Below are 18,033 nucleotides of genomic sequence, written 5' to 3'. Positions count from 1 at the left end.
CGCCCCGTGGCATTCGTAAGGGGCCCAAGGGGCTCCGGTACTTTTTTGGGGGCGGCGATGTCCTTCTGGGACGGTTTGTGGCGTGGGCGCTCGATGGACTACGAGTCGGGTAGCGCGGCGACCAACTCCATCGAACTCACGAAGCGGCACCCGACGGTCTCGCTCAACAAACAGGGCGCGTCCACAGGCAACCTCCGGGTCAACCTCTCCTGGCAGATGCGCACGTCCGACATCATCGGCAAGCCCAAGGGCGGCGGCCTGCTGCGGCACCCCTTCAGGATGTTCCAGCCCGACGTCGTGCAGGCGCACACCCAGGGCGTGGTCAACGTGGACCTCGACCTCGGCTGTATGTACGAGACGGTGGAAGGCGCCAAGGGTGTCGTGCAGCCGCTGGGCAGCTTCTTCGGCAGCCTGAACGCCCCGCCGTACGTGAAGCTGAGCGGCGACGACCGGTTCGGTTCGCCGTCGGGCGAGACGATCTACGTGAACCTCGACCACCGGGAGTCGATCAAGCGGCTGCTGTTCTTCGCCTACATCTACGACCAGACGCCGGCCTTCGACCGCACGCACGCCAAGGTCACGCTCTACCCCAGCAACGGCCCGCGGATCGAGATCGACCTGGACGAGCGCCAGCCGCAGGCCCGCTCCTGCGCGATATTCATGCTGGAGAACGTCAAGGGCGAGCTGATCGTGCGCCGTGAGGTGAAGTTCGTGTACGGCTTCCAGGCCGAACTCGACCGGCTGTACGGCTGGGGGCTGCAGTGGGGCCGCGGCTACAAGTCGAAGGTGGGCGGCACCTGAACCGCCCGGACGGCTCCGGGCGCCCTCCTCCTGGCCCCGACAGCCGCCTCACGCACCTCAGCCGCCCTGCACGCCACGCGCGACTCGTCCACCCCGCATGCCTCCCGCACGCCGCGAGCCCCGCGCACGCCGCGAGCCCCGCGCACCCCGCCCGACCCGCAGGCCCCGCGGACTCAGCGTGCGAGGAACTGCGGTCCCTGGGGCGGCAGCCGGAAGTTCGGGTCGGGCATCGGGGCCACGGGCTGCGGATAGCCGTACGAGGGCTGCGGCACCGGCGGCGCCTGCGCGGGCGCGTGCTGCGGGTAGCCGTAGGACGGCTGCGGGGCGGGCTGGTGGCGCGGCGGCGCGGGAGGGTAGCCGTACGAGGGCTGCGGGGCCGGGGCGGGGAAGGGCTGCGGAGCCGGAATCTGCGGAGCCGGAGCCGGAGCCGGAGCCTGAGCCTGCGTGGCCGGTGTGGGCATCGGCTGCGGCTGCGCCTGCCGCTGGGGGTACGGCTGCGGGAGCGATGCCTCGGTCGTCGGCTCGGGCACCGCCTCGGACTCGTCCACGGAGATCCCGAAGTCGCCGGCGAGACCCTCCAGGCCGTTCAGATATCCCTCTCCCAGGGCGCGGAACTTCCAGACGTCGCCGCGGCGGTAGAGCTCGCCGCAGATCAGGGCCGTCTCGGAGCCCGTCTGCGGGGTGATGTCGAAGTAGGCGAGCGGTTCGGCCTCGCCCGCTCCGGCGTCGTACAGCAGGATGCGCAGAGCGGTTACGTGCTTGAAGGCGACGTTGTCCGCGGAGGCGACGAGGAGGACTCGGCTGACCGCGGGGTCCAGGCCTGCCATGTCCGTCTGGATCGTGTCGGTCGAGCCCTCGGAGAGGCCCTGGGCGACGCGCTTCTTGCCCAGCCGCCAGACCTTGCCCGACGGATGGCGCGGCTGGTTGTAGAAGACGAAGTCCTCGTCGGAGCGCACGCGGCCGTCGGCGCCGAGCAGCAGGGCCGACGCGTCGACGTCCGGGACGCCCTGCCCGGGGGTCCAGCGCAGTACGGCGCGGACGGCCGTGGCTTCGAGCGGGACGTTCGACCCCTTCAACATCGCGTGCGTCATGCGGTCATCCTGCCTTCCCGGGTTTGGACGGGACAACGCGGGGGTGACGGTGTGTGGCCTGTGTGTCAGTCATGGCCGAGTTACTTGAATTTCATGCCCATGGGGAACCCTTGACACCCGTCCCTACGTACTATTACCGGCCACATCACGTCGGGTCGCGCCGACGAGTACAGGGGAAATAATGCGTCATTTCGGGCACATCGCCCCAGAGGTGCGACAGCGCCTCTTCCATCGGGAGCCGTGCGTCTTCACCGCGGACTCCTCCCCGCGTCTGCTCGCCGCCGCCCTGGGGGCCACGCTCTACAGCCCTGCCACGCGCCCCCGCCTCGCCGACGACATCCTGAAGCAGGCTGGGCGTGGCGTGATCTCGATGGTGCTCTGCCTGGAGGACTCGATCGACGACGCGGAGGTCGTCGAAGCCGAGGAGAACCTGGTCAGGCAGTTCGCCGACCTGGCGGAGCGGGACGCGACGCAGCGGGACGGAGCGGGCGGCGGCGACGGAGCGGGCCGGGACGGCGTGGAACCGCCGCTGCTGTTCATACGGGTCCGCACCCCCGAGCAGATACCCGACCTGGTGGACCGCCTCGGCCCATCCATCCGGCTGCTGTCCGGATTCGTGCTGCCGAAGTTCACCGAGGAGCGCGGCGTCGCCTTCCTGGAGTCGCTCGCCGCGGCGGAAGCCGTCAGCGGCCGTCGGCTCTTCGCGATGCCGGTCCTCGAATCGCCCGAGCTGCTGCACCTGGAGAGCCGCTCGGACACCCTCGCCGGGATCGCCCGCACCGTCGACAAGTACCGCGAGCGGGTGCTGGCGCTGCGGCTCGGCGTCACCGACTTCTGCTCGGCGTACGGACTGCGCAGACCCCCGCACATGACGGCGTACGACGTCCACATCGTGGCCTCGGTCATCGCCGACGTGGTCAATCACCTCGGCAGGGCCGACGGCACGGGTTTCACCGTGACCGGACCCGTGTGGGAGTACTTCCGTGTCCAGGAGAGGATGTTCAAGCCGCAGCTGCGCCGGAGCCCCTTCCTGGAGGGCCGGGCCGAGGAGCTGCGGCAGGCGCTCATCGAGCACGACATCGACGGGCTGCTGCGCGAGATCGAGCTCGACCGGGCCAACGGCCTGCTCGGCAAGACCTGCATCCACCCCTCGCACGTGCTGCCCGTGCACGCGCTCTCGGTCGTCAGCCACGAGGAGTTCAGCGACGCCGAGGACATCCTGCGCCCGGAGCGGGACGGCGGAGGGGTCATGCGCTCGACGTACACGAACAAGATGAACGAAGTGAAGCCGCACCGCGCCTGGGCCGAGCGGACCCTCCAGCGCGCCGAGGTCTTCGGCGTCGCGCGCGAGGACATCGGCTTCGTGGAGCTGCTCACCGCCGGGCTCTCCGGCTGACCACCACCGCTGGGCCGGACTCCGGCCGCCCAAAGCGACGCCTGGGCCGGACCCGGGCCGCCCAAAGCAACGCAAGCAACGCAAGCAACGCAAGGACTGTGCGAGGACTGTGAACGACGACGTGGACGTGGTGTGGTCAGGGACGTGGGTCGCCGAGCGGCTCGGTGTGGAGCTGGCCGGGGACGCGGGGCTGAGCGGCATGCTCGGCCTCGCCCTGCGCCGTAACCCGAAGCGGGCGCACCTCCTGGTGTCGAACGTCCTCGGCAAGCATGTGCCACAGCTCCCTTCCGTCGTGTACGCGGCCGGGCGCGACCTCGGTGAACGGGCGCGTACGCTCCTGGGCGACGCGGAGGCCCGGCGCGCGGTCGTGCTCGGGTACGCGGAGACGGCGACCGGCCTCGGCCACTGCGTCGCGGACGGCATCGGCCTCGCGCCCTACCTCCACTCCACGCGCCGCCCGGTCGACGGAGTGCGCAGCGCGGGCGGCTTCGAGGAGTCCCACTCGCACGCCACCTCGCACCTGTTGCTCCCCGAGGACCCCCGGCTGCTCACCAGGGACGGCCCACTGGTCCTCGTGGACGACGAGTTCTCCACCGGCAACACGGTCCTCAACACCATCCGCGCCCTGCACGAGCTGCACCCGCGCGAGCGGTACGTCATCGTGGCGCTCGTCGACATGCGCTCCCCGCAGGACCAGGGCCGCCTGGCCGACTTCGCCCGCGAGATCGGCGCGCGGGTCGACCTGATCACGACGGCGTCCGGCAGGGTGAGCCTGCCGGACGGCGTGCTGGAGAAGGGGCAGGCGCTGGTCGAGGAGTACGAGGCTTCGGCGCTCCCCACTGCGCGCCGGGAGGGCGGCTCCGTCACCCGGGTCGACCTCGGCTGGCCCGCCGGAGTGCCGGACGGCGGGCGCCACGGCTTCGTCCCCGGGCACCGGGCGGCACTTGAGGCGGCGCTGCCGGGGATGGCGGAGAGGGTCGCGGAGGCGCTGGTTGCGGAGCCCGCGACCGGGGTCACGCCCCCGCGCCGCATCCTGGTCCTCGGCTTCGAGGAGCTGATGTACGCGCCGCTGGCCCTCGGGGTGGCGCTGGAGGAGCGGCTGCGCACGGACGCTGCGGAGGCCACGGAGGTGCGGTACTCCACCACCACCCGCTCGCCCGTACTCGCCGTCGACGACCCCGGCTACGCCATCCGCAGCCGCCTCGTCTTCCCCGCGCACGACGCGCCCGCCGACGGATCCGGCGAGAGGTACGCGTACAACGTCGCGGGCGGCGGCTTCGACGCGATCGTCCTCGTGGTCGACTCCGTGGCGGACCGCCCTGAACTCCACGCTCCTGACGGCCTGTTGGCGCAGCTCGCCGCGCACGCACCGCGGGTGCTGCTCGCCGTCGTGCCCTCGTACGTCCCCGAGCGGGCGACCGGGCGAATATCCCGGCAAGTGTCCGAGCAGGCATCCGAGCAAGCCTCCCGGCGCATCCCTGAGCGCACCTCTGAGTACGTCCCCGAAAGGCCCCCCATGCTGCCCGAGCCCCTCCGCGGCCCCGACTTCTCCTCGTATGCGGCCGAAGACGTCGGCTGGCTGCTCCAGGACCTCTCGGACGTGAGCCTGGAGGCGCCCACCGAGGAGCGCGAGGAGGCGATACAGAGCGGCGGCGCGCACTACGCCGAGTCGCTGCCGGTCGAGTACCAGCCGAGCCCGCAGTACCAGGAGCTGTTCCGCGCCGCGCTCGGCACCTCCGCCGCCCGCATCGCGCAGGCCGTCGGCACCGTCACCGAGACCGTGCTCGCCGAACGGTCGCCCCGCCCCGTCCTCGTCTCGCTGGCCCGCGCGGGCACGCCCGTCGGCGTACTGATGCGGCGCTGGGCGCAGCACCGGCACGGTCTCGACCTGCCGCACTACGCCGTGTCCATCGTGCGTGGCCGAGGCATCGACGCCAACGCGCTGCGGTGGCTCGCCGCCCACCACGACACGGCCGACGTCGTCTTCGTCGACGGCTGGACGGGCAAGGGTGCGATCACGCGCGAACTCGGCGACGCGGTAAGGGAGTTCGAGGAGTCGGGCGGTCCGGTCGGCTTCAACCCGGAGATCGCCGTCCTCGCCGACCCCGGCTCCTGCGTCCGCACCTACGGCACCCGCGAGGACTTCCTCATCCCCTCGGCCTGCCTCAACTCGACGGTGTCCGGCCTGATATCGCGCACGGTCCTGCGCGCGGATCTCGTCGGACCCGACGACTTCCACGGCGCGAAGTTCTACCGCGAGCTCGCCGACGGCGACGTCTCCCTCGACTTCCTGGACGCCGTCGCGGCCCGCTTCGACGAGGTGGCCGACGCCGTCGACGCCCAGGTCAAGGAGCTGCTCTCCGCCGACAGGGCGCCGACCTGGGAGGGCTGGGCCGCCGTGGAGCGGATCAGCGAGGAGTACGGGATCCACGACGTGAACCTGGTCAAGCCGGGCGTCGGCGAGACCACGCGTGTCCTGCTGCGGCGCGTGCCCTGGAAGATCCTTGCGCGCGCGGGGGCGGGAGCCGACCTCGACCACGTACGACTCCTCGCGGAGCAGCGGGGCGTACCGGTGGAGGAAGTGGACGAACTCCCTTACACCTGCGTCGGATTGATCCACCCTCAGTTCACGCGCGGCGCCACCGGCACGGACGGCAAGGCGGTGGCCGCCAAGTGAGCACGCCCCGCCGGGTCCTCGTCGCCAGCGACCTCGACCGCACCCTCATCTACTCCGCCGCCGCCCTCGGCCTGACCATGCCCGATGCCGAAGCGCCGCGCCTGCTCTGCGTCGAGGTGTACGAGAGCAAGCCGCTGTCGTACGTCACCGAGACCGCCGCCGGGCTGCTCGACGAGGTGGGCCGCGGCACGGTCTTCGTGCCGACGACCACCCGTACGCGCGAACAGTACGGCCGCATCCATCTCCCGGGCCCCGCACCGAAGTTCGCGATCTGCGCCAATGGCGGGCACCTGCTCGTCGACGGGGTGTCCGACCCCGAGTGGCGTGCGGGCGTCGGCCGCCGTCTGGCCGCCGAGTGCGCCTCGCTCGACGAGGTCCGCGCGCACATGGTGCGTACTGCCGACCCCGCCTGGCTCCTGAAGGAGCGGGTGGCCGAGGACCTCTTCGCCTATCTCGTCGTCGAGCGCTCCCTGCTGCCGGACGGCTGGGTCAAGGAGCTCGCCGTGTGGGCGGAGGGGCGCGGCTGGACCGTTTCGCTGCAGGGGCGCAAGATCTACGCCGTGCCGAAGCCGCTGACGAAGAGTGCGGCGGTGCGTGAGGTGGCCCGCCGTATCGACGCGGAGGAGATCCTCGCCGCCGGTGACTCGCTCCTCGACGCCGACCTGTTGCTCGCCGCCGACCGCTCCTGGCGACCGGGGCACGGCGAGCTTGCGGACACGGGCTGGACGGCGCCGGGGCTCACGGTGCTTCCGGAGCGCGGGGTCGCGGCGGGGGAGGAGATCCTGCGGGGGTTCCTCACGGCGGCGGGGTCGCCTGGGACTGCCCACGGGTGATCCGCTGCCGTTAGCCTTGGCCCATGCCCCGATACGAGTACCGCTGCCGTTCCTGTGGCGACACCTTCGAGCTGAGCCGCCCGATGGCCGAGTCCGCCGCCCCCGCGTCCTGCCCCGCCGGGCACGAGGACACGGTAAAGCTGCTGTCGACGGTGGCCGTCGGAGGCTCGTCCTCGGCGTCCGCCCCTGCCCCGCAGGGCGGTGGCGGTGGCGGCTGCTGTGGCGGAGGCTGCTGCGGCTAGCGAGCCTGCCGACTCGGCGGGGGTGTGGCGCTAGCGGATCACGAGCCCTGACTCGGCGCGGGGTGGGGCGCTAGCTGATCGCGGGCCCTGGCTCCACGCGAGGTGCGGCGCTAGCGGATCGCGGGCCCTGGCTCCACGCGGGGTGGGGCGCTAGCTGACCGCGGGCCCTGGGTCCACGCGGGGTGGGGCGCCAGCGGACGATGGGCCTTGGCTCTGCGCGGGGGCGGGATCAGCGGGTCACCGGCCCTGACTCGGCGGGGGTGCGGCGCTAGCTGACCGCGGGCCCCGGGACCACGCGGGGTGCGGCCTAGCGGCAAGTCGGGCCCTGGGTCCATGGAGGGTGCGGGGCTAGCGGATCACGGTCCCCGGCCCCGCTCCCAGCAGTCCGAGTTCCGGCCGTGTGGGGGCCCCTTCCCAGTCCCCGTGCGATGCCACGGCGAAGGCGCCCGTGGTCACGGCCCGGTCGAGGCGGCCCGTGACGTTCTCGCCGTCCAGCAGCGCGGACAGGTACCCGGCGACGAACGCGTCCCCGGCGCCCACGGCGTCCACCGCACGCACCGGACGCGCCGGTACGTGCAGTTCGCCCTCGACGGTGTGCGCGGTCGCCCCGTCGGCGCCGAGCTTCACCACGACCTCGCCGACGCCCCCCGCGAGCAGCGCGCGGGCCTCGCCGGGGGTGGCTTCCTCCGGCGCGCACAGGGGCAGTTCGTCGTCCGAGGCGATGAGGACATCGACGTACGGAATCCACGAACGCATGACCGCCGCGGACTCCTCGGCGCTCCACAGCCGTGAGCGGAAGTTGACGTCGAGGCAGACCGTCGTGCCGCACTCCCGGGCCAGTTCGAGGGCGCGGCGGCATGCGTCGCGGGCGGACGGGCCGAGAGCCGGGGTGATGCCGGTGAGGTGCAGGACGCCGGGCGCGCCAGGAGTGGCGAAAGCGCCCTCGACCGCCGCCGCCGTGAGGCGTGAACCGGCGGATCCCGCACGGTAGTAGTGCACGCGGGTCACTTCGGGCAGCCGCGGCTCGAAGAGGATCAGCCCCGTGGGCGCGCCCGGATCGCGGGTGGCGCCGCTGACGTCGACACCCTCGGCGCGCAGCGTGCGCAGCACCAGCTCGCCCGCCTCGTCGTCGCCGACCGCGCCGGCCCACCGCGTCGCGTGGCCGAGACGCGCGAGACCGATGGCCACGTTCGACTCGGCGCCCGCGATGGACACGTCCATCGAACCGCCCAGCTTGAGCGGACCGCTGCCGCGCAGGGCGACCATGGTCTCGCCCAGGGTCAGGACGTCGGAAGGGCGAGCTTGGGTCAGGGCGCTCACCGGCCGGCCCCCGCGACCGCCACGAACTCCGCCGCGCGCTTGCGCAGCGCGTCCAGGTCGCCGCCGTCCGCCGCGTCCCCGATGAGCGGGGAGCCGACGCCGACCGCGACCGCGCCGAGCGCCAGATACTCCTCGGCGGCGGCCGCGTCCACACCGCCCACCGGTACGAAGGGCACGTCGGGGAAGGGGGCTCGCAACGCCTTGAGGTAGGCGGGGCCGCCCATCGCCGAAGCGGGGAAGACCTTCAGCGCGGCGGCACCGGCAGCGCTCGCCGCGATCACGTCGGTGGGCGTCAACACCCCGGCGGCGACGGGCAGTTCACGCCGCAGGGCCTCGTCCACCCCGGCCCCGAGCCCCGGCGTCACGATGAGGTTCGCCCCCGCGTCCGCGGCGCGTCGCGCGTCGTCCGCGGTGAGGACCGTGCCCGCTCCCAGCCAGGCCTCGCCGCCCAGCTCCGCGCGGGCCCGGCGCAGCACGCCCAGAGCGTCGGCACCGCTGAGGGAGACCTCGACGAGCGGCACACCGGACGCGACGAGGGCCATGACCGTCCGGAAGGAGGCCTCCGCGTCGGTGCCGCGCACGATGGCGATCAGGCGCCGGGTCCGCAGGGCTGAACTGAAGGCAGCGGTGAGGCCAGTAGTGAGGTCAGTGGTGAGGTCCGACATGCCTCAAGGCTCGCACAGGGGGCTCAGCGTGCCTGCTCAGGGTGGTCGGGCCGGTAGCGCGCTAGTCGGCCCGGTCGGGCTCGGGCTGGTCGCTCCGGTCCGGGCGGAGAGCCTGCCCGGAGTGGTGAGCTCCGTGCATGCGCCCGTGCTCGGCGTGCCGCACCTGTTCCGGGTGGCGTGCCTGCCAGTACGGGTTGTCGTGCGGCAGGGCGGACCCGACCCGCCCGTACATCCCGAAGATCATGAGCAGGACGCCGACCACAAAGCTGAACAGGACGTTCTGGATGCGGAAGGCGAGGAAGTTGAGGCCGGTGTCGAGAAGGGCGAGATTGACGAAGCCGCTGAGGATGAACGCGCAGCCCAGGACCATGTTGAGCGTCGAAGCGAAGTTGCCGCCGATCACCATGCCGACGAAGAGCAGCAGTCCGACGCAGATCGACAGGACGCTGAGCGCGCCGTTGGTGTTCAGACCGGCGACGGTGTCGCCCCCGGTGTCGAAGAAGCCGACCTTGTCGATCAGGCCGAGGATGCCGAACGCGAGCAGGACGAGCCCCATGAGACCGGCACCGAAGCGGTAGATCGTGCTGAGGCGGTGGTCGACGGGGAGATGCTCGTTGAGCGTGACGCGTCGCCTGGGCTGCTTCGCCCCTGAGTGAAGTACATGCGTGGCCATGTCCGCCTCCTTGGAGCGCGCGAAGGACACTTCTGTACGTTGCTCTGAACTCTGTACGTTGCTCCGAACTCGGAGCGGCGTACTCCGAACTCGGAACCGCGTACTCCGAACCGCAGTACTCACCGACGTACTCGGAATCCGGCGTACGTACCTCAAGGATCCGCCCGCGAGCCCCCGACCGCCAGCAGACGGGACCGAAACCAGTCGCCCCTAGGAGCCTGGCCCCCCAGGCCCCTAGGCCCCCTGCCCCCGCTCCTCCCGGATCTGGGAGACCACGCGGGCCACCGACTGCCGCACGGCCTCGGTCTCGGTCAGGAAGTGCCAGTAGTCCGGGTGGCGCCCCTCCAGGGAGGCCACCGCGCGGTCCAGGCGGGCGACGGACTCGTCCAGCGGACGGGCGTGCCGCTGCTCCGGGGTCTGGCGCCCCGCCATGGCCAGGCGCTGGGCGTCGCGGATCGCGAAGCGGGTGCGCTCGATCTCCTGCTGGGGGTCCTTCGCCACCGCGTTGAGCCGCTGCAGCCGGTCGCCGGCGGCCGACACCGCCTCGTCCGTCGAGTTCAGCAGGGCGCGGACCGTGGAGAGCAGGGCGGTGGCGTCCGGCCAGCGCTGCTCTTCGCGCGCCTGCCGGGCCTCCTTGAGCTTGGCCTCGGCCTGCCGTACGTTCTCCGCGGCTTCGTCCGGCACGCGCTGCAGGTCCTGCCAGCAGGCGGCCGTGAACCGCCGCCGCAGCTCACTGAGGACCGGGTCGACCTGGCCGCTGCGGGTGGTGAGCGCCTGCGCGCGCGTACGCAGCGTGACGAGCCGGCGGTCTATCTCGGCGGCCCGCTCCGGCAGCTGCTCGGCCTCGGCCCGCACGGCTTCGGCGTCCCGCAGGACGCGGTCGGCGCGCTGCAGGGTCTCCGGCACGCCGTGCTGACCGGCGCCTTGATTGAGCTTGGTCAGCTCGGGCCCGAGGGCGGCGAGGCGGGCAGCCAGATCATCGGCCTTGAGCCCGGCCCCTCGTACGGCATCGAGGGCGTTGCTGGCGGCGAGGAGGGTCTGCCGGGCGCGCTCGACGGCCGGGGCGAGCCGGGCCAGCTGCGTCTCCGCCTTGTCGAGCAGCGGGCCGAGCCCCTGCTGGAAGCGGTCCAGGTCCTGCTTGGCCTTGTCCAGCTCGCCTTTGGCCTCGGTGAGCTCGGTCCGCGCACGGGCGGCGACGGAGGCCTCCAGGTCATCACGGTCGAGGTCGTGCGCGTCCACCGCGCTGATGTACTTCTGGCTGGCCTCGTCGATCCGCCGCCCGATGGCGTCGAAGTCGGAGACGGCACGCTGCGCGGCGGGCGTCGAGTCGACGGCGACGATGGTCTCGATGGAGATCCGCAGGTCCCGCTGGGCGGTGTCCAGCTCGTAGAAGGCGGCGGCTGCCGCGTCCTTGGCGGCCTGGGCATCGGCCCGCATGCTCTCCCCGCGCCCGCCGAACCACCGCCGGGTGCCGCCGCCCGCGAAGGCGGCGGGGAGGGTGAGGGCGAGGAGGGGGAGGGGCAGGAGGGCGAGCGTGACGGCATCACGGAGAGGGCTTCGGCGGATGCGAATGCGGGGGCGGGACGGGACGGCAGCGGGCACGGCGGGGGCCACGCCAGGGCGGGACCGCGGCCGCAAGCTCCCGCGACGAACCACATCCTCGTCCGTCGGCGTCGGCGTCGGCGTCGGCGTCGGCATCGGCAGCCTCGGCAGCTCGCGAAGTTCCGGCGGCGTCCACAGCTCCCGCCGTTCCGGCAGCTCCCGCAGCTCTGCCACGTCCGACAGACTCGGCAGCTCCGGCAGCTTCGGCGGTTTCGGCAGCGCTGATCTACTGGACGTATCTGGTGTGTACGGCTGCGAAGGTGTCGCCGTCACTATCCCTCTCCCGTGCTGTCATCCGCCTTGCCCGGTGTCACATTCTCCCACCGGTTAATGACGAACACACGGGCCGGTTAGTTCGCGCTGCGCACCGTGACTTTGCCGTCTTCGCTGCGGGCGGACACGAGGTGCGGACTACCACTGTCGCGGGGAACGGAAACATCCACGCCCCCGTCGGCCGTCTTGGTCGTCACGTCGTACGCGACGTCACGGCCGTCCTTCTTCTCCGGCACCTCGATGGTGACGGCGCCGTCCGCGCTGCGGGCCTCGACGCGGTCGGGCACGGAGGCCAGCTTCAGCCGTACGGCACCGTCCTTGGAGGTGGCACGGACGCGCGTCGACCGGATGCCGGTGGCGTCGACCGCGCCGTCGCCGCTGGCCAGGGTGAGCGGCCCGGCGAAGTCCTTGACGCTGACGGAGCCGTCGTGGGTCCGGATGGAGAGCGGCTCCCGCAGCCCGCTGGCGCTCACACGCCCGTCACCGTTCTCCACCTTCAGGGCCACCCCGCGGGGCACCTCGATACGGTGCTTGGCCGAGCAGTCACTGAAGACGCCGGAGCACTTCATGCGCAGCGTCAGCCGGTCCCCGTCCATGGCCCAGGTCACCTTGGGAGTGTCACCGAGCGCGGTGGACCCGTCGAACCACCGGGTCACCTTGACCTTGCCGTCGTCGGAGTCGCCGGTGACGAACTCCAGCGAGGAGTCGTCGGAGTCGACGGTCAAGGTCTTCCCCTCCAGCGCGAAGGTCCGCCGCTCCGGGGTGGAGTCGTCGTCGGCACTGGCGCCACAGGCACCGGCGAGCAGGGCGGCGGCGACGACGCCACCGGCGGCGGCGAGAACGCGGGCACGCCGGGAATGGCTGCGGCGGTGCGCGTGCGCGTGCACGGAATGAACGGTCATGAAGATCTCCCCCAGAGTGGCCATGGCAGTCGCCATGGCGGGCGGTCCGCGCCAAGACTGCGGCTTCCCCAGCCGCCCTCAGACCGTACGAAGGAACCCCGCCCGACGGGATCCGGCCCACTCCCGGATCAAAGGTGGGGTTAACCCCCTCCCGAGACCACCCCATACGGGTTTGCGGCCCGGGGCCACCGGCAAGGTAGGCTGTCGAAATATCCCGGGCGCGTAGCTCAGCGGTAGAGCGCTGCCCTTACAAGGCAGATGTCGGCGGTTCGAAACCGTCCGCGCCCACCGGTACGAAGACCCCCAGCCGATCTTGGCCGGGGGTCTTCTCGTTACGTTTCGACCTGGGGGCCGGGGGTCCAGCGGGGGGCCGAGTGGCTGTCGTTCGAGGGCTTGAGGGTTCCGGCCCTTACCTGGGAGCGGAGATCCGCTATCTCCTGTTGCAGGGACTTCAACTGCTCGTAGGTGTCGAAGAGATAGCGGACCTTGGTGCGCAGGGTCAGGGGGTCTATGGGCTTGTGGGCTACGTCCGCCACTCCGAGCAGGAAGGCCGCCGCGGCGATCTCGCGGCTCACGTCGAAGCCGGTCAGCAGGATGATGGGTATGGAACGTGTCTGGTCGAGGCGCCGTACGTAGCGCACGACGTCGAGACCGCTCACGCCCGGCATGCGCACATCGAGCAGGATGAGCCCGACCTCCCCGCGCAGGATCACCCTCAGGGCGTGGTCGCCGTTGGTCACGCTCACCAGCGGGTAGCCGAGGGGGGCCAACGCGCTCTCCAGCGCGAACAGGGTGTCCTTGTGGTCATCGACGACGAGGATCACGGATTCGGACGACATGGACATGAGCCCCCTCTCTCCGTAACCACGTTATGCCGAAGTCGAGTTGGAGAGTCCCTTCGTCACCTCAGGGTGATGTCCGGGTTCAAGGAAGAAGTAACAGGAGTCACGGGGGTAACAGCAGCACCATTGGTTACAGGGGTGGTTGCAGCGGAAGCGCCCCCTCCCGCTGGGAAGCGAGTGGGGGCGTCTGCCGTGCGAGGCGCAGATGTATGCGCGGGGGTTACGGTGCCTTCGCGTACTCCTGCGCCATGCCTCCCGCGAAGTCGTACACGACGACTTGTTCGTCACCGACGACCCAGGCGTCGTGTCCCGGCGAGCACACGAAGACATCGCCCGGTCCCACTTCGCCCTCGGCTCCGTCGTCCATGCGGACGCGCATCCGGCCCTTGACGACATAGGCGTTGTGGTGGATCTGGCAGCTCTCGGTACCCGCCAGTGGGGCCACGGACTCGGACCAGCGCCAGCCGGGCTCGAAGGTGCCCACGGCGAAGTCCAGCCCTGTGAGGTGGACGGCTTCCAGGTGACCGCGTGGGAAATCTCGCCGCTCGTCCGGCTTCTCTACCGCTTTGACCTCCATCATGACGACTTCCTCCGTCCGGGCCATGCCCACACTCTCGGAGTCAGTTGTCGCCGCCGCAGGTCCACGGCCGACGCCGTCACCAGCCGACCCCTTTCACTCCATCGTCTGCCTGTCCACCGGTGGGCGCCACCGGGGGTACGGGCGAGCACACCAGCGGGGCTTCCCGCCTCGTTCGCTGATCTTGTCGAATCGATCGGGTGGTCGTTCAGAACCTTGGGGATCTTGGGTGAGTTGGGCACTTCGGCAAGGGCTCTGGGAGTGTCCGGTCCGGATGCTTTCGGTGGGCGACCGTCGTACTGCCGTCGGGCCCTGCCGGAAGGGATTCACCTCGTGAAGATTGCCAAGGCCGCTGCTGGTGCTGTCGGTGTCGGGCTCGCTCTGGGGGCCGTTTCTCCCGCGTTCGCCGCGCCGCAGCCGCCTGTCGGCGGGGAGACGCAGATGCTCGACTCCGCCGCCAAGGCCACGCAGGAGCTGAAGGACCCGCTGACCGAGGTCGCCGTCGCCCCGGCCGCCGGTGAGGTACGCGCGGACGACCCCGCTGCCGTCACGACCAAGGTCGGCGACGCGGCGCGGGGGCCGGCCTCGATGATCGGGGGGCTGCCCGCCGGGGTGCCGCTCGGCTGACCGAGGGGGCGGTGCACCCCGTTGGCCGATACGGCCGATACAGGGGTGCACCGTAGTGGGGCGGCGGCTAGCAGTCCATCTTCCACGTGTGGGAGTCGCCGCTGTCGTTGGCCCAGCCGCTGGGGGTGGCGATCTCCTGGCCGGGGCCCAGGCACACCGTGCCGAAGCCGACGAGGCCCGGGTTCTCGTAGACCTGTACGTGGTCCTTGATGCCGGGGCCCGAGATGCCGTGGTTGGCCCAGGAGGAGTCGTTGTCCTGGATGGGGTCCTCCCAGTCGTGGTCGTCCCCCGACCAATTCGTGCGCTGGCCGCCGAAGTTGCTGTCCGTCCACGCGCAGAACTGGCCGCTCGGACACGAGGCCGCCTGGGCGGCGGCCGATGTGGTCACCGCGGTGCCGACCGCCAGGAGCGTGGCGGCGATCAGGGCCGCGGGCCTGTGCGTGTGCTTGTTGATCATATGGTGCTTCCCTCTTGCCTGGTCAGGGGTTAAGTGGTCAGTGATGGGTGGTCAGTTGGGCCTTGGCCCGCTGCAGCGCGCGTGCGCGCAGCCTTCGCCAGTCGGCCAGATCCTCGCGGTGCTGGGCGCGGACCGACGCGAGGCTGCGGTGGCTGTGGGCCGCTTCCGGCTTGAGGTTGTTGCTGATCGTCGAGACCTGGAACCAGCGCTTCTGGTCGCCGTAGAGCGTGCGTTGTGCCGCGGCGAGGCAGCCGTCGGTGTGGGCGCGCACGAGGTACCCGGTGGGGAGCTCGATGGAGAGTTCCGCGCGGCCCGTACCGAACAGGGCATCAGCCGTACGTTGTTGGGCGGGGCCCGATGACCTCTCGGGACCGGCGTGCGGGCGTGGCGGCTTCAGGCCCTGCCTCTTCAAGCAGGCGTCCGTCAGCTGCTGTTGGGCCGTTCTGATGACGTCGTCCGGTGGCATCGCGGGGGCCCGTGCGGGCGACTGCGCGCATGCGCTCAGGAACAGGGCGGGGGAGAGGAACAGTGCGGCCAGGAGGCGGCGGGGGCGGTGCGGCATCTGCGTACGTCAGCCCTGTTCGCACCCCATGGTCTCGTGGCTCACGCCGTCCAGCTTCGTGGCCCAGGCCGTCCAGTCCTCGTCGTAGTCGTCCTTGCGGATCTCTCGGTAGACGCAACTGGATCCGGAGCCGTAACTGATGGCGTAGACACTGCCGTTGGCGCGCGACTCGAAGGAGTGGGCGCTGCGCTGCGTGCCGTTCTCGGCCTCCGCGTAACCGGGCGGGCCGTAGCACCAGGCCTGGCCCATCATGCCGGGCTTGGTCCAGAAGCAGACCTGGCCGGGGGGTGTCGCCACCCGCGTCCGGGCGGCGTGCGGCTCGGCGGTGGCCGAAGGCGCGGCCGCGGTCAGGAGGGCCGCGACGGCGGCGGTGAAGGCGACGGTCGTAAAGCGCATGCGCGTGGGCTCCCGGGGCTGGTCGATGCGTTGTGCATGACCTCAATCCCCAGCGTTTGCGCAGGTAAGCGCCTTGTCACCCGGAATGATGACTAGTCATACCGGTGGTGTCAGTGGGTGCGGTCGCCCGGCGGCGGCCGCACCGTTCAGCGGCCCGAACCCCGATGGGTCCGGCGGTACCTGCGGTCCCAGCGCTCCTGGCGTTCCTTGCGGATGCGGTAGTCGCGGTACGTCTTGGGGTAGCCGCCTCCACCGCCGCCTCCGGCTCCACCGCCACCACCGGCACCAGGGGCCGCGCCCGCACCGCTTCCGCTGCTGCTCTTGCCCGAGCCCCCGCGGTCGTACTGCTGGACCATGAAGAAGACGAGTGCCGCAGCGGCCAGCCACAGAAGCGGCTGGCTGAAACCCAGGCCGATCAGGGCGATGAGCAGGACGACCAGTAGAACATTCATGGCAGCACCTCCCTGGCGTAGAGGGAGTCAACGCCCGCTGTCACCCCGTGTCAATGGATTTCCCGTGGGCGTGTTTGAGCCGTGCGCGAGCCGCCACCGCCTCGGGTCCCGCCACCTGTTCCCAGAAGCGGTGACAAGTGACGAACACCGCCAACTCCCGCTCCCGCGCACGGAGTTTCTCGACCTCCGCCTGTTCGTCAGGGGTCCAGCCGGGGGATGCGGGACGCTCCACCTTCCGCCAGCCGTGGTCGTCGCTGAAGCCGTCCAGCGGCGTGACCGACCAGGGGAGCCGCTTCAGGAGGGCCAGGAGCTCGGCCCGGACCTGGTGCAGTTCCTCCTGGCCCGCGAGGAGGTCGTCAGGGAAGTCGTATGCAGGGGTTGCAGGCACCCGCTAATGGTACTCCTGTTCGAATTTCGAGTGCGAGGGATGCCACGCGTGAGGTGGGGTGAACTTCTGGGACTTCCCGCCCGCGTCCCACTCGCGGCAAGCTGTAAGCATGTGCCGCAGCATCAAGACGCTCCGTCCGCCCGCCATCCCCGAAGACGCCACCGAGGAGGAGATCCGGGCCGCCGCGCTTCAGTACGTGCGCAAGGTCTCCGGGTTCCGCGCCCCGGCCGCGCACAACCGCGAGGTCTTCGACCGTGCCGTGGACGCGGTCACCGAAGCCACCGCCGAGCTGCTCGCCGGGATCGAGGTGCGCGGGGCCAAGCCGCGGGCGGCCGAGCAGCCGTCCGACGAAGCCCCGGCTGCCTGAGCCTGGGTCCGGCCGCCTGGGCCCAGCTGGCTGAGCCCCGCTGCCTAGCCAGTAGCCGTACGCGGCCGGCGGACCAGGAATGCCGCTCCCGCGCCCGCCGCGAACAGCGCGAGCAGCGAGACGCCCGTGGCCAGCCATGACGCGCCGAGCCACTGCCCGCCGAAGTAGCCGAGCGCGACGCTGTACCCGGCCCAGGCCACGCCCGCCAGGGCCGACCAGGGCAGGAACTCGCGGACCTTGCGGTGTGCCGCGCCCGCCGCGAGCGAGACGATCGAGCGGCCCGCCGGGGCGAAGCGCGCGATGACGACCAGGATGCCGCCGCCCCGCGAGAGTGCCGTGCCGAGTCGTTCCTGCGCGGTGGTGAGGCGGCGCGAGCGGGCGATGGCGCGGTCCAGGCGCTCGCCGCCGCGCCAGGCGAGGCGGTAGACGGCCAGGTCGCCGAGTACCGAGGCGGTGGCCGCGCAGAACAGCAGGATCAGGATGTCGGGAACCGCGTGCGGGACGTTCCCCGCGCCCGCCGTACCCGCCGCCGTACCGGCCGTGCCCGCCGCTGCCGCCGCGGTGGCGGCCGTGATGACGAGAACGCCGCTGGGCAGCACGGGCAGGACGATGTCGAAGAGCACGGAGAGTGCCACCGCCGCGTAGATCCATGGGCTGCTGGTCAGTGCGCCCAGACTTTCAAGCACCGAAATTCCCCGTAACTCCCCGGTCGACGACGTGACTGCCGCGACGTCGCGGGGGAGCGGCAGGGGCGGCTTGGTGACAGCTGTACAGCGTACGCCGCGCTCTCCGACGGAGATCCACGGGGGGCTCGTATGTTCGCTACATCACGTTCACCCGGCTGCCGCCTTCGATGCGGCATGCGGCGCCGAAGTCCCGTACGAACAGAA

21 protein-coding genes and 1 tRNA gene are annotated in these 18,033 nt (G+C 71.3%); 8 read left to right on the top strand and 14 right to left on the bottom strand.

What is annotated here, in order from left to right:
- Positions 1 to 57 precede the first annotated feature (57 nt).
- Positions 58 to 801: a Tellurium resistance gene (locus AB0E78_RS03585; protein ID WP_361827680.1), complete on the top strand. Its 744-nt coding sequence runs from the start codon at positions 58 to 60 to the stop codon at positions 799 to 801.
- Between the two features lie 173 nt (positions 802 to 974).
- On the opposite strand, the gene AB0E78_RS03580 is transcribed toward AB0E78_RS03585, so the two are convergent.
- On the bottom strand, positions 975 to 1,892 hold the full coding sequence (locus AB0E78_RS03580) for a TerD family protein (RefSeq protein WP_361827677.1): 918 nt from the start codon (positions 1,890 to 1,892) through the stop codon (positions 975 to 977).
- 181 nt (positions 1,893 to 2,073) lie between these two features.
- Between AB0E78_RS03580 and AB0E78_RS03575 the strand changes: the two genes are divergently transcribed.
- From AB0E78_RS03575 to AB0E78_RS03560, 4 genes are all read left to right on the top strand, one after another.
- A complete protein-coding gene (locus AB0E78_RS03575) occupies positions 2,074 to 3,288 on the top strand; it encodes an HpcH/HpaI aldolase/citrate lyase family protein (protein ID WP_361827674.1) in 1,215 nt (404 codons plus the stop codon).
- 121 nt (positions 3,289 to 3,409) lie between these two features.
- On the top strand, positions 3,410 to 5,965 hold the full coding sequence (locus AB0E78_RS03570; RefSeq protein WP_361828515.1) for a phosphoribosyltransferase: 2,556 nt from the start codon (positions 3,410 to 3,412) through the stop codon (positions 5,963 to 5,965).
- Positions 5,966 to 6,042: 77 nt separating this feature from the next.
- Positions 6,043 to 6,798, top strand: coding sequence for an HAD family hydrolase (locus AB0E78_RS03565; protein WP_361828512.1), 756 nt, complete (start codon positions 6,043 to 6,045; stop codon positions 6,796 to 6,798).
- Positions 6,799 to 6,821: 23 nt separating this feature from the next.
- Entirely contained in the window at positions 6,822 to 7,040 is a 219-nt protein-coding gene (locus tag AB0E78_RS03560; RefSeq protein ID WP_361827671.1) for a zinc ribbon domain-containing protein, read from the top strand.
- Positions 7,041 to 7,388: 348 nt separating this feature from the next.
- Here the strand turns inward: AB0E78_RS03560 and AB0E78_RS03555 are convergent, their stop codons facing one another.
- The 5 genes from AB0E78_RS03555 to AB0E78_RS03535 form a co-directional block, all read right to left on the bottom strand.
- Positions 7,389 to 8,360 carry a sugar kinase gene (locus AB0E78_RS03555; protein ID WP_361827668.1) on the bottom strand — a complete coding sequence of 324 codons (972 nt, stop codon included), beginning with the start codon at positions 8,358 to 8,360 and terminating at the stop codon, positions 7,389 to 7,391.
- On the bottom strand, positions 8,357 to 9,025 hold the full coding sequence (locus AB0E78_RS03550; RefSeq protein WP_361827665.1) for a bifunctional 4-hydroxy-2-oxoglutarate aldolase/2-dehydro-3-deoxy-phosphogluconate aldolase: 669 nt from the start codon (positions 9,023 to 9,025) through the stop codon (positions 8,357 to 8,359). Before AB0E78_RS03550 ends, AB0E78_RS03555 begins: the two co-directional genes overlap by 4 nt.
- Before the next feature lie 61 nt (positions 9,026 to 9,086).
- Positions 9,087 to 9,698, bottom strand: coding sequence for a DUF4383 domain-containing protein (locus AB0E78_RS03545; protein ID WP_361827663.1), 612 nt, complete (start codon positions 9,696 to 9,698; stop codon positions 9,087 to 9,089).
- A gap of 234 nt (positions 9,699 to 9,932) precedes the next feature.
- Positions 9,933 to 11,396 (bottom strand): hypothetical protein, encoded by a 1,464-nt coding sequence (locus tag AB0E78_RS03540; RefSeq protein ID WP_361828509.1) that lies wholly within the window; start codon positions 11,394 to 11,396, stop codon positions 9,933 to 9,935.
- Positions 11,397 to 11,650: 254 nt separating this feature from the next.
- The gene (locus AB0E78_RS03535; RefSeq protein ID WP_361827661.1) at positions 11,651 to 12,475 is read right to left on the bottom strand and encodes a DUF4097 family beta strand repeat-containing protein; all 825 of its coding nucleotides are present in this window, start codon (positions 12,473 to 12,475) and stop codon (positions 11,651 to 11,653) included.
- A gap of 216 nt (positions 12,476 to 12,691) precedes the next feature.
- On the opposite strand from AB0E78_RS03535, the gene AB0E78_RS03530 reads away from it, so the two are divergent.
- A tRNA-Val gene (locus AB0E78_RS03530) sits at positions 12,692 to 12,763 on the top strand.
- A 44-nt stretch (positions 12,764 to 12,807) separates the two neighbouring features.
- Here AB0E78_RS03530 and AB0E78_RS03525 read toward each other — a convergent pair.
- Together AB0E78_RS03525 and AB0E78_RS03520 are read right to left on the bottom strand one after the other, a co-directional pair.
- Complete coding sequence (locus AB0E78_RS03525; RefSeq protein ID WP_361827658.1) at positions 12,808 to 13,314, bottom strand: response regulator; 507 nt, start codon at positions 13,312 to 13,314, stop codon at positions 12,808 to 12,810.
- A gap of 223 nt (positions 13,315 to 13,537) precedes the next feature.
- On the bottom strand, positions 13,538 to 13,897 hold the full coding sequence (locus AB0E78_RS03520) for a cupin domain-containing protein (protein ID WP_361828507.1): 360 nt from the start codon (positions 13,895 to 13,897) through the stop codon (positions 13,538 to 13,540).
- Positions 13,898 to 14,227: 330 nt separating this feature from the next.
- Between AB0E78_RS03520 and AB0E78_RS03515 the strand changes: the two genes are divergently transcribed.
- Positions 14,228 to 14,521 carry a hypothetical protein gene (locus tag AB0E78_RS03515; RefSeq protein WP_361827655.1) on the top strand — a complete coding sequence of 98 codons (294 nt, stop codon included), beginning with the start codon at positions 14,228 to 14,230 and terminating at the stop codon, positions 14,519 to 14,521.
- A 67-nt stretch (positions 14,522 to 14,588) separates the two neighbouring features.
- On the opposite strand, the gene AB0E78_RS03510 is transcribed toward AB0E78_RS03515, so the two are convergent.
- The 5 genes from AB0E78_RS03510 to AB0E78_RS03490 all read right to left on the bottom strand — a co-directional run bounded on the left by AB0E78_RS03510 (position 14,589) and on the right by AB0E78_RS03490 (position 16,776).
- The gene (locus AB0E78_RS03510) at positions 14,589 to 14,978 is read right to left on the bottom strand and encodes a peptidase inhibitor family I36 protein (protein ID WP_361827653.1); all 390 of its coding nucleotides are present in this window, start codon (positions 14,976 to 14,978) and stop codon (positions 14,589 to 14,591) included.
- A gap of 37 nt (positions 14,979 to 15,015) precedes the next feature.
- Positions 15,016 to 15,540, bottom strand: a complete 525-nt coding sequence (locus AB0E78_RS03505; RefSeq protein WP_361827650.1) for a hypothetical protein — start codon at positions 15,538 to 15,540, stop codon at positions 15,016 to 15,018.
- A gap of 9 nt (positions 15,541 to 15,549) precedes the next feature.
- Positions 15,550 to 15,936 carry a hypothetical protein gene (locus tag AB0E78_RS03500; RefSeq protein ID WP_361827649.1) on the bottom strand — a complete coding sequence of 129 codons (387 nt, stop codon included), beginning with the start codon at positions 15,934 to 15,936 and terminating at the stop codon, positions 15,550 to 15,552.
- Positions 15,937 to 16,082: 146 nt separating this feature from the next.
- A complete protein-coding gene (locus tag AB0E78_RS03495; protein ID WP_361827646.1) occupies positions 16,083 to 16,388 on the bottom strand; it encodes a hypothetical protein in 306 nt (101 codons plus the stop codon).
- Between the two features lie 40 nt (positions 16,389 to 16,428).
- The gene (locus tag AB0E78_RS03490) at positions 16,429 to 16,776 is read right to left on the bottom strand and encodes a hypothetical protein (protein ID WP_361827644.1); all 348 of its coding nucleotides are present in this window, start codon (positions 16,774 to 16,776) and stop codon (positions 16,429 to 16,431) included.
- Between the two features lie 109 nt (positions 16,777 to 16,885).
- Here AB0E78_RS03490 and AB0E78_RS03485 point away from each other — a divergent pair, with 109 nt between their 5' ends.
- The gene (locus AB0E78_RS03485; RefSeq protein ID WP_361827642.1) at positions 16,886 to 17,143 is read left to right on the top strand and encodes a DUF2277 domain-containing protein; all 258 of its coding nucleotides are present in this window, start codon (positions 16,886 to 16,888) and stop codon (positions 17,141 to 17,143) included.
- Between the two features lie 44 nt (positions 17,144 to 17,187).
- On the opposite strand, the gene AB0E78_RS03480 is transcribed toward AB0E78_RS03485, so the two are convergent.
- Complete coding sequence (locus AB0E78_RS03480) at positions 17,188 to 17,829, bottom strand: VTT domain-containing protein (RefSeq protein WP_361827639.1); 642 nt, start codon at positions 17,827 to 17,829, stop codon at positions 17,188 to 17,190.
- Positions 17,830 to 18,033: the final 204 nt, after the last annotated feature.

Origin of the sequence: Streptomyces sp. NPDC032198 (genome assembly GCF_040636975.1) — a bacterium.
Classification (GTDB): Bacteria; Actinomycetota; Actinomycetes; order Streptomycetales; family Streptomycetaceae; genus Streptomyces.
This window is presented reverse-complemented; position numbering and strand designations above follow the sequence as displayed.

Coding starts and splice junctions, on each gene's coding strand:
- AB0E78_RS03585 (WP_361827680.1), top strand. CDS start 58: ATGTCCTTCTGGGACGGTTTGTGGCGTGGGCGCTCGATGGACTACGAG.
- AB0E78_RS03580 (WP_361827677.1), bottom strand. CDS start 1,892: ATGACGCACGCGATGTTGAAGGGGTCGAACGTCCCGCTCGAAGCCACG.
- AB0E78_RS03575 (WP_361827674.1), top strand. CDS start 2,074: ATGCGTCATTTCGGGCACATCGCCCCAGAGGTGCGACAGCGCCTCTTC.
- AB0E78_RS03565 (WP_361828512.1), top strand. CDS start 6,043: ATGCCCGATGCCGAAGCGCCGCGCCTGCTCTGCGTCGAGGTGTACGAG.
- AB0E78_RS03560 (WP_361827671.1), top strand. CDS start 6,822: ATGCCCCGATACGAGTACCGCTGCCGTTCCTGTGGCGACACCTTCGAG.
- AB0E78_RS03550 (WP_361827665.1), bottom strand. CDS start 9,025: ATGTCGGACCTCACCACTGACCTCACTACTGGCCTCACCGCTGCCTTC.
- AB0E78_RS03545 (WP_361827663.1), bottom strand. CDS start 9,698: ATGGCCACGCATGTACTTCACTCAGGGGCGAAGCAGCCCAGGCGACGC.
- AB0E78_RS03540 (WP_361828509.1), bottom strand. CDS start 11,396: ATGCCGACGCCGACGCCGACGCCGACGCCGACGGACGAGGATGTGGTT.
- AB0E78_RS03535 (WP_361827661.1), bottom strand. CDS start 12,475: ATGACCGTTCATTCCGTGCACGCGCACGCGCACCGCCGCAGCCATTCC.
- AB0E78_RS03525 (WP_361827658.1), bottom strand. CDS start 13,314: ATGTCGTCCGAATCCGTGATCCTCGTCGTCGATGACCACAAGGACACC.
- AB0E78_RS03520 (WP_361828507.1), bottom strand. CDS start 13,897: ATGATGGAGGTCAAAGCGGTAGAGAAGCCGGACGAGCGGCGAGATTTC.
- AB0E78_RS03510 (WP_361827653.1), bottom strand. CDS start 14,978: ATGATCAACAAGCACACGCACAGGCCCGCGGCCCTGATCGCCGCCACG.
- AB0E78_RS03505 (WP_361827650.1), bottom strand. CDS start 15,540: ATGCCGCACCGCCCCCGCCGCCTCCTGGCCGCACTGTTCCTCTCCCCC.
- AB0E78_RS03500 (WP_361827649.1), bottom strand. CDS start 15,936: ATGCGCTTTACGACCGTCGCCTTCACCGCCGCCGTCGCGGCCCTCCTG.
- AB0E78_RS03495 (WP_361827646.1), bottom strand. CDS start 16,388: ATGAATGTTCTACTGGTCGTCCTGCTCATCGCCCTGATCGGCCTGGGT.
- AB0E78_RS03485 (WP_361827642.1), top strand. CDS start 16,886: ATGTGCCGCAGCATCAAGACGCTCCGTCCGCCCGCCATCCCCGAAGAC.